Here is a 9,007-nt window from a genome sequence, read left to right on the forward strand (position 1 = left end):
GGGAATTTCTGCGGACCGGTTCCCCTCCCTTGGTCAAGGGAGAGCCTGTCCCGCCGGTTCAGGCGGGAGGCTGAGGGAGAGTACGCCATAATCATGACAAATATCTTACTTTAACCCGATGAAATATATTACATTTACCTTAAATTTTATTATCTCTTATGCCTGATATTGCAATTGTTATACTCAACTGGAATACGAAGAAACAACTGGAAACCTTCCTTCCATCTATCATAAATCATTCACAGGATGAATCTGTAGAAGTTATTGTAGCCGATAATGGATCGGGCGATGGTTCGGCAGAATTTCTCCGGGATCACTACCCGGAATTAAGAACCATTTTGTTGGACAGAAATTATGGATTTACCGGAGGCTATAATAAGGCACTTGCCCAAATTGAGGCCAAATATTATGTGATTTTAAATTCAGATATTGAAGTGACGGAAAACTGGCTGATTCCATTGAAAAAATGCCTGGAAGAAGATGATCATGCCGCAGCCTGTATGCCGAAAGTGAAATCTTATCATCACAGAAAATATTTTGAATATGCCGGAGCTGCCGGCGGATTTATCGATAAATACGGGTATCCGTTTTGTCGTGGCCGGATTATGGGTATTGTGGAAGAAGATAGGGGTCAGTATGATGAAGGATCGGATATTTTCTGGGCTACAGGTGCCTGTATGTTCATTCGCGCTGATTTGTTCCATCGGCTTGGCGGGTTTGATGACGATTTTTTTGCCCATATGGAAGAGATCGATTTATGCTGGCGACTTAAAAAACTGGGATATACCATTAAATATGTTTCCGGTTCTGTAGTTTACCATGTGGGGGGCGGGACACTTGCCAGTGAAAATCCCTTTAAATTGTTTCTAAATTACAGAAACAACCTGTTCCTGCTTTACAAAAATCTCCCGGAGAAGAAGTTGTTTCCTGTTTTTTGTATAAGAATGTTGATGGATTGGCTGTCCGCCTTTGTGTTTTTACTACAGGGCAAAACCAGGAATTTTTTAGCTGTTTTTAGAGCGTACCGGAGGTTTTGGGCTTCCTTTAATGGTTTGAAAAAGAAACGTAGAAGCAACCCTCCGGCTAAAAAATATTTTCCCGGTCAGGTGTTTAAGGGAAGTATAGTTTTTCAGTATTTTATGAAAAGACGAAGGCGTTTTTCTCAATTGAAGCATTTTACGGGAAGTTTGTTGTGATACCCCCGTAAAAATACTTAAATAATCGTTTTTATTGTGATGGAAATGGGGTGTTTTTACTCTTTGAAAAGATCATAAAGATTGTTAAATTAGCAGAACGTAAAATTTAAAAAAATGACCGAAGCTTCTAAAATATTAATTATTGATGATATGCCCTCTCATCTGTTGTTGCTGAAAACCATTCTTGAGGAGGAGGGTTTTGAGATAATCACTGCTGAAGATGGTGAAAATGCGCTCCGTACGCTGAAAGAGGATGAAGCTATAGCATTGATACTTCTGGATATAATGATGCCGGGATTTGATGGTTTCGATTTTCTCGATAAAATTAATGAATCCGAAACGTATGAGACTCCGGTTATTATAGTGTCTGCCAAGACTGACAATACCAGTATCCAAAAGGCAATTGAAAAGGGGGCTTATGATTATCTTACCAAACCGTTCAATGTACAGGATATCAGGAATAAAGTCAGGTCTGCCCTAAAGTAATTCAGGGAAACAACTGTACGTATGGACAAAGTTTTTTCGGTGAGATACCGGAAACGCACAATGAATACCTGGTTTGTTTCGGAGAACATTTACCACAATATTGCTGCTATCTGTCAATAGATTACAGGTGAAGATATTTGGCTCATTCGGGGAATAGCCGGTTTATTATATATTCAAGATCCTCAGGTGTGTCTACCGGATAATTCTCGTGTTTGGTAATTGCAGTTTTGATCCGGTAACCGTTTTCAATCCACCGGTTTTGCTCTAATGATTCGGCCAGTTCCAGGGAAGAAGGTTCCAGTGAGGTGATTGCTTTCAGTATGTGTTTTCTGTAGGCATATATACCAATGTGCTTATGAAAGGGATAACTGTTTAGCCATTCGGAAGCATCTTTATTGCGGATATAGGGTATGGTGCTTCGGCTGAAGTATATGGCATAATCGTATTTGTCTGTAATTACTTTGGGAAGGTTGGGATTGAATAACGCTTTGTCATTATCTATAGGCTTTATGAGTGTGGCTATGTCGGTATTTTCATCATCAAAACAGCTTTTAAGTTCCCGAATCTGTTCAGGTTGGATGAAAGGTTCGTCGCCCTGGATATTGACAATTACCTCATAGTTATTGGTATGGTGCATTATTTTCTCACTGGCTTCTCTTATTCTGTCGGTTCCGCTTCTGTGATGCGGGGAAGTCATCACCACATTTCCGTTAAAATTTCTGACAGCTTGTTCTATTCTTTGGTCATCCGTGGCAACATACACTTCAGGCAATGCTTTTATTGTTTGTTCGTATACCCGTTGTATCATGGTTTTCCCTTTGATCATCGCCAGTGGCTTTCCCGGGAAGCGGGTAGAATCATATCGTGCCGGTATCACAGCTATAAATTTCATCATGCTCTGTTTTTTTTTATTTGTTTTCCATATTTTTATGACTTAATGACAGTGAAATATGGATCCATATAATTCGTTAGACAAAAGGAGGTTAAAATTAAGCAAAAAATAAATAATATTGTAATTTTGTCAGAGTTTCATAAAGGATAAGCGTTATTGGAAACAGTAAAAATTAATGAGGGAATGGATATTCAATCAATTAAGCAGCGTTTTGGTATTATAGGCAACAGTCCGCAATTACATAGAGCTATTGATACAGCCCGGCAGGTTGCTTCTACGGATTTATCGGTATTGATTACGGGAGAAAGCGGTACCGGAAAAGAGGTTTTTCCACAGATCATCCATCAATTCAGTTCCCGGAAGCATGGCAAATATATACCTGTCAACTGCGGTGCCATTCCTGAAGGCACTATTGACAGCGAACTTTTTGGTCATGAAAAAGGTTCTTTTACAGGGGCCTATGAAAGCCGAAAAGGGTATTTTGAAGTGGCCCACCAGGGTACCATTTTCCTCGATGAGGTAGGAGAGTTGCCGTTATATACCCAGGTAAGACTTCTGAGGGTATTGGAAACCGGAGAGTTTTTTAAGGTAGGGTCTTCAAAAGTTTTAAAAACCGATGTGAGGGTTATTGCCGCTTCCAATGAAGATCTCATCAGGGCCATTGAAGAAAATCGGTTCAGGGAAGATCTTTATTACAGGTTGAATACGGTCCCTATCGAAATTCCGCCTCTGCGGGAAAGAGGAGAGGAAGATATACTGCTCCTTTTCAAGAAGTTTGCAACGGATTTTGCCGAACATTACCGTATGCCCCCCATCAAACTTACGGAAGAGGCAAAGGAAATGTTTGTCAACTACAGGTGGCCGGGCAATGTGAGACAATTGAAGAATATTACGGAACAGCTCTCTATCATTGAACAGAAGAGACTGGTGGATGCCGAAACTTTAAGGAAATATCTGCCTGACTATAACCTTGACAAGTTGCCTGCTCTGTATAAGAATGGCGGAGAGAAAAGCTTTTCTTCGGAGCGGGAGATACTTTATAAGATTTTATTTGACATGAAGAACGACATCAATAACCTTAAAAAGCTGGTCCATGAGATTATTGACAAAGGGGCAGATGTGGATAAAATTCAAAAGGATAATAAACAGCTAATGGCGACGCTCCATGAGAACACCGGGGAGTATGTAGAACCTGCTGAAGCAGAGAGAGCCAGGCAGCCGGAAGCCAGCAAGGAAGAGAGTCCTGCGATTGAAGATACCGAAGAATATATAGAGGAATCACTTTCATTGCAGGATAAGGAAATTGAGCTGATAAAAAAAGCCCTTGATAAGCATGATGGCAAGAGGAAATATGCTGCCCGGGATTTGGGTATTTCAGAGAGAACCCTGTACAGAAAAATCAAGGAATATAATTTGGGTTAAAAAAATGAAAATGAGAAAGTTATACTATATCTTTTTGCTTTTTGCTTTTTTATTGTCCACAAGATGCACTGTTCAATATTCGATGGGCGGGGCCAATATTCAATCGGATGTAAATACCATTAACATTCAGGATTTTTCCAACCAGGCAACAAGCGGTCCTGCCAATCTGGGTCAGTTCTTTACCAACGAGTTAAAGGACAAGTTTCAGTCTCAAACCCGGCTGACCCAGGTAAATGATCGGGGCGATCTGAATTTTAGCGGCCAGATAACAGATTATGAAACACGCCCTGTATCCGTTGGGGGAGAGCAAACTGCCCAAATGACCCGTTTGACAATAACGGTCAATGTTCGGTTTACCAATGAAAAACATCCGGACAACAGTTATGAATCAAACTTTTCACAATATGAAGACTTTGATTCATCTCAAAACCTCTCAAGCGTCGAAAACGAACTTGTTGAATCCATAACAGAAAAGCTGGTCGATGACATATTTCAAAAAGCTGTTGTGAATTGGTAAATGCCAATGGAAAAGGAAGACATCATAAAATATATTGAAAACCCTCATGAATTAGATGAATACAGCTTCTCTGAATTAAGGGCCGTGTTGAAGAAGTATCCTTATTTTCAGACAGCCCATCAACTTTTGTTGCTGAATCTGAAAATTATAGATGATCCCAGATTCAGAGAATTTTTAAAACAATCGGCCGTTTATATAAAAAACAGAGAAAAATTTTATCGGCTGATCAATGATTTATTGGCCAGAGAAGAGACATCTTCGGATAAAGAACAGATCTCCGGGGAATATTATAATAAAGAACAGGCGGGACCTGATGAAGAGGATGACAGGGAAACAAAAGATGAATCCGGACCTGTTCCAGATCAAAAGGGCTTAAAGGAAAAAACGGAGAAACCAAAGAGAGATAAGGACTATTCAACCGCTTATCTGAAGCAAAGAATATCAGATACCTTATCAGTACAAAAGGAAGACAGTAATAATAAAAAGGAGAATCTACCGGACGATAGCAATGATTTTTTCATACTGGATAAAGCTTCCCAGGTGGAAGAAAAAATGTCGAGAAAATTTCAGGAAAAGTTTGAAAAGGAAAGCCGGGAAGAAAAAGATGCGGGTTCAGATGTCGGATCGTCCGGTGAATCAGATGATTTTGAGCTGGACAGCAGTGAGAAAAAAGAAACAGAAGAACAAAAACCCCAAAACAAACGCAAGGGAAAATATTCATCGGGGGAGTATTTCACAGGTGAGGATTATCGGGGAGTTATCAAAAAAAACGAGCAGAACGAAGATTTGATTGATAAATTTATTAAAGAGACACCGGAGATTAAAAATGTTCATCCCCCGGAAAATGTAAATAAGGAAGAGGATATTTCATTGCCGAGTATAAAGGAAAATGAAGAAATGTTGTCAGAAAAACTGGCCAACATATATATAAAGCAAGGATATTACAATAAAGCGATTTCAGCTTATGAAAAATTAAGTTTGAAATATCCGAAAAAAAGTGATTACTTTGCAGAACAAATTGAGAAACTAAGAAATATTATTAACGAACAACAAAAATAATTAGATATGTATTTATTAGTGTCTGTTTTGATCATTATTGTCAGTGTCTTGATGGTACTGATTGTTTTGGTTCAGAATTCCAAAGGCGGTGGACTTGCATCTAACTTTGCCGGCTCGAGTCAGGTAATGGGAGTTAGAAAGACAGCAGATTTTTTGGAAAAAGCAACCTGGACTCTTGCAGTAAGCTTACTTGTGCTTAGCTTATTGGCCAGTATGACCATTCCCAGGGGAACTCAGGAGGAAAGATCAAGAATCCAGGACCAAATTGATAATGCGGTAGATCCTTCACAGATGCCTTCATTTCCTACCTCAACACCTGAAGATCAGGGAGGAGGTCAGGGTCAGCCGCAGCCTCAACAACTGCCGGATCAAGGATCTCAGGATCAAACGCCCCTTCCACCCGAAGAATAAGTTCAGCAGTTAAATGATAAAAAAAGGTGTCAGCTTGTCATAATATGAGCTGACACCTTTTTTTATCCCCATCTCCTGTCAGGTTGGTTAAGCATGGAGTGGTCATTCGTTATTTACTGAATATTCTACAAATCAAATCATTATAAAATTATCTGTTTTGTTGAAGCATTGGAAATATTTTCTTTGGCATAAAATATGTTGAAAAGGAAAACGAATTTTGAAAGTGTAACCCTCAAATTAAGAAACAAATGAAGCAAAAACCGTTAAAAGACAGAGTGTTAGTTGAACCGATGGAGGCAGAAGAGAAGACTGCCAGTGGTATTATCATACCGGATTCAGCAAAGGAAAAACCTCAGAAAGGTACTGTGGTTGCTGTAGGAGATGGTAAAAAGGATGAACCGATGACCGTAAAAGAAGGTAATACGGTCGTTTATGGTAGATATGCAGGAACAGAAATAACCATTGACGACAAAGATTATCTGATTATGCGGGAAGAGGATATTTTGTTAATAGAAGAGTAAATAATTTAAGTATTAATAATCATAAAAAAATCTGTGAAAAATGGCAAAAGATTTAAGATTTGATATTGAAGCAAGAGATTCTCTTAAAAGAGGTATTGACAAGCTTGCAAGTGCACTGAAGGTTACTTTAGGCCCTTCAGGACGTAACGTAGTGATCGAGAAAAAGTATGGTGCTCCGCAGATCACTAAGGACGGAGTAACAGTAGCTAAAGAGATTGAGTTCTCGGACAAGTATGAAAACGTTGGAGCCCAGATGGTAAAAGAGGTAGCGTCTAAAACAGCAGATGATGCAGGTGATGGTACTACCACTGCAACCCTTTTGGCTGATTCGATGGCTACCGTTGGAATGAAAAACGTTACTGCTGGTGCCAATCCTATGGACCTGAAAAGAGGTATCGACAGGGCAGTGAGAGAAGTGGTTAAGAATCTGGGCCAGCAAAGGAAAAGCATTCAGACCAATACCATCATTGAAAAAGCCCAGGAGTTATTTGAAAAGCCTGAAGAAGGCAAGGAAAAAACGGAATTAAGCTATGACGAAAGAGAGAAAATTCTGAATGAAGTTATTAAAGAGGATGAGATTGCTCAGGTTGGTTCCATTTCGGCTAATAATGAGAAGGAACTGGGCGTAATGTTGTCATATGCCATGTCTAAGGCAGGCGTTGAAGGCGTTATTACCGTAGAGGAAGCCAAAGGTACGGAAACTTATGTGGACGTTGTGGAAGGAATGCAGTTTGACCGGGGATACATTTCTCCTTATTTTGTTACTGACAGTGAGAAAATGCAGGCTGTTCTGGAGAATCCCTACATCCTCATTACTGATAAGAAGATATCTGTAATGAAGGATTTGATGCCTATTCTTGAATCTACTGCACAGAGCGGCAAACCCTTGCTGATAATTGGTGAAGATATTGAGGGTGAAGCATTGGCTACCCTGGTAGTTAACAAAATGAGAGGTTCCCTGAAAGTTGCAGCAGTAAAAGCTCCTGGGTTTGGCGACAGAAGAAAAGAAATGCTGGAGGATATTGCCATTTTGACAGGAGGAACCGTCATTACAGAAGATAAAGGATTGACTCTTGAAAATGCAACGATTGAAATGCTGGGTTCTGCAGAAAAGGTTTCCATTGACAAGGAAAACACTACAGTTGTCAATGGCAACGGTGATACCAAGAACATTCAATCAAGAGTTAATCAGATCAAGAAACAAATTGAAAACACCACTTCCGATTATGACAAAGAAAAGCTGCAGGAACGTCTTGCCAAATTAGCAGGTGGTGTTGCTGTACTTTACATCGGAGCAGCCAGTGAAGTGGAAATGAAGGAAAAGAAAGACAGGACTGACGATGCACTGCACGCTACAAGGGCAGCAGTAGAAGAAGGCATTGTTCCCGGTGGCGGAGTCGCTTATGTCAGAGCGATTCAGGCACTTGAAAATCTGGAAGGAGCCAATGAGGACGAAACCACTGGCATCGCCATAGTGAAAAAAGCTCTTGAAGAACCACTTCGTCGCATTGCTGAAAATGCCGGTGTTGAAGGTTCAATTGTTATCAATGCTGTATTACAGGGAGAAGGCGATTATGGCTACAATGCCAGAGCAGGGAAATATGAAAATCTTATCTCTGCAGGTGTGATAGATCCTACTAAGGTTGCAAGAATTGCAATTGAAAATGCCGCTTCCATTTCCGGTATGTTCCTCACAACCGAATGTGTATTGGTTGATGAAGAAGATGAAGACGAAGGCCAGGGTGCCGGAGCAGGTGGAATGGGCGGTGGAATGCCTGGAATGATGTAATTCCATTCCACTATATATATCTAAAAAATCCCCTCCTTACGAACAGGAGGGGATTTTTTTGGTCAATGATCTGTAAAACTATCTCTTTTATGCTATAAATGTATACGATACGTTCCGATTACCCAACCACGTGGTTGCTTTTCTCACAATAAAACGGAACCAGTTTTTAATCTACTTTAATGTGACCCCAGTTTTCTCCGGAACGAATCCTGTTCAATTGGGTGTGGGTAATTCCAAATTCTTTGGCCAGTTTATAGAGCTTGTTTTTCCCCCGTTTTAGTTTCTTTTTCAAACGGATGACATCTGTTTCCGTTAATTTGGAATAATTGATGGTGCCCCGCTTATAGTTGGGATTGATCTTTTGATGTTCAAACATGGTTTCTTTCGTCACCCATTTCAGATTCTTGTAGTAGTTGTTCTGTTTGTCAAAATCAAGATGGATCACATGTTGTTGTAGAGGACTATCTTTTTCCAGAAAATTTTCGGCAACCAGCTTGTGAACATACTTTGTGGTTCTTTTGCCATTGGCCAGTTTGATGTTTAATACCTTGTAACCTTTCAGGGAAGCACCATTGATGATATTGCCTTCTTTTTTGTTGACTTTATAACTTTTGATTCTTCCGTAATTGGATATTTCATATTTTTCATCTTCCGAAACACCCTCGAAATCAACAGGTGCCCATTTTTCATCCCAATATGAAGCGCTCATTAGTA

General features: G+C 40.0%; 10 protein-coding genes. 8 read left to right on the forward strand and 2 right to left on the reverse strand.

Annotated elements, in window-relative coordinates:
* The first annotated feature begins 158 nt into the window (after positions 1–158).
* Entirely contained in the window at positions 159–1,196 is a 1,038-nt protein-coding gene (locus KGY70_00460) for a glycosyltransferase family 2 protein (GenBank protein ID MBS3773634.1), read from the forward strand.
* A gap of 114 nt (positions 1,197–1,310) precedes the next feature.
* On the forward strand, positions 1,311–1,682 hold the full coding sequence (locus KGY70_00465) for a response regulator (protein ID MBS3773635.1): 372 nt from the start codon (positions 1,311–1,313) through the stop codon (positions 1,680–1,682).
* 142 nt (positions 1,683–1,824) lie between these two features.
* Here KGY70_00465 and kdsB read toward each other — a convergent pair whose 3' ends face one another.
* Positions 1,825–2,574 (reverse strand): 3-deoxy-manno-octulosonate cytidylyltransferase, encoded by a 750-nt coding sequence (gene kdsB, locus KGY70_00470; protein MBS3773636.1) that lies wholly within the window; start codon positions 2,572–2,574, stop codon positions 1,825–1,827.
* A 183-nt stretch (positions 2,575–2,757) separates the two neighbouring features.
* Here kdsB and KGY70_00475 point away from each other — a divergent pair, with 183 nt between their 5' ends.
* The 6 genes from KGY70_00475 to groL all read left to right on the forward strand — a co-directional run bounded on the left by KGY70_00475 (position 2,758) and on the right by groL (position 8,293).
* Positions 2,758–3,996, forward strand: coding sequence for a sigma-54-dependent Fis family transcriptional regulator (locus KGY70_00475; protein MBS3773637.1), 1,239 nt, complete (start codon positions 2,758–2,760; stop codon positions 3,994–3,996).
* A gap of 10 nt (positions 3,997–4,006) precedes the next feature.
* Positions 4,007–4,513, forward strand: a complete 507-nt coding sequence (locus KGY70_00480) for an LptE family protein (GenBank protein MBS3773638.1) — start codon at positions 4,007–4,009, stop codon at positions 4,511–4,513.
* Positions 4,514–4,519: 6 nt separating this feature from the next.
* Positions 4,520–5,572, forward strand: a complete 1,053-nt coding sequence (locus tag KGY70_00485) for a hypothetical protein (GenBank protein MBS3773639.1) — start codon at positions 4,520–4,522, stop codon at positions 5,570–5,572.
* 6 nt (positions 5,573–5,578) lie between these two features.
* Positions 5,579–5,983: a preprotein translocase subunit SecG gene (gene secG, locus KGY70_00490; GenBank protein ID MBS3773640.1), complete on the forward strand. Its 405-nt coding sequence runs from the start codon at positions 5,579–5,581 to the stop codon at positions 5,981–5,983.
* 248 nt (positions 5,984–6,231) lie between these two features.
* Positions 6,232–6,504 carry a co-chaperone GroES gene (locus KGY70_00495; GenBank protein ID MBS3773641.1) on the forward strand — a complete coding sequence of 91 codons (273 nt, stop codon included), beginning with the start codon at positions 6,232–6,234 and terminating at the stop codon, positions 6,502–6,504.
* Positions 6,505–6,544: 40 nt separating this feature from the next.
* Positions 6,545–8,293, forward strand: coding sequence for a chaperonin GroEL (groL, locus tag KGY70_00500; GenBank protein MBS3773642.1), 1,749 nt, complete (start codon positions 6,545–6,547; stop codon positions 8,291–8,293).
* 166 nt (positions 8,294–8,459) lie between these two features.
* On the opposite strand, the gene KGY70_00505 is transcribed toward groL, so the two are convergent.
* Positions 8,460–9,007, reverse strand: a 548-nt coding sequence (locus KGY70_00505) for an HNH endonuclease (protein ID MBS3773643.1), incomplete at its 5' end; no start/stop codon positions are given.

Source organism: Bacteroidales bacterium, from assembly GCA_018334875.1.
In the GTDB taxonomy this organism is placed as follows: Bacteria; Bacteroidota; Bacteroidia; order Bacteroidales; family UBA12077; genus JAGXLC01.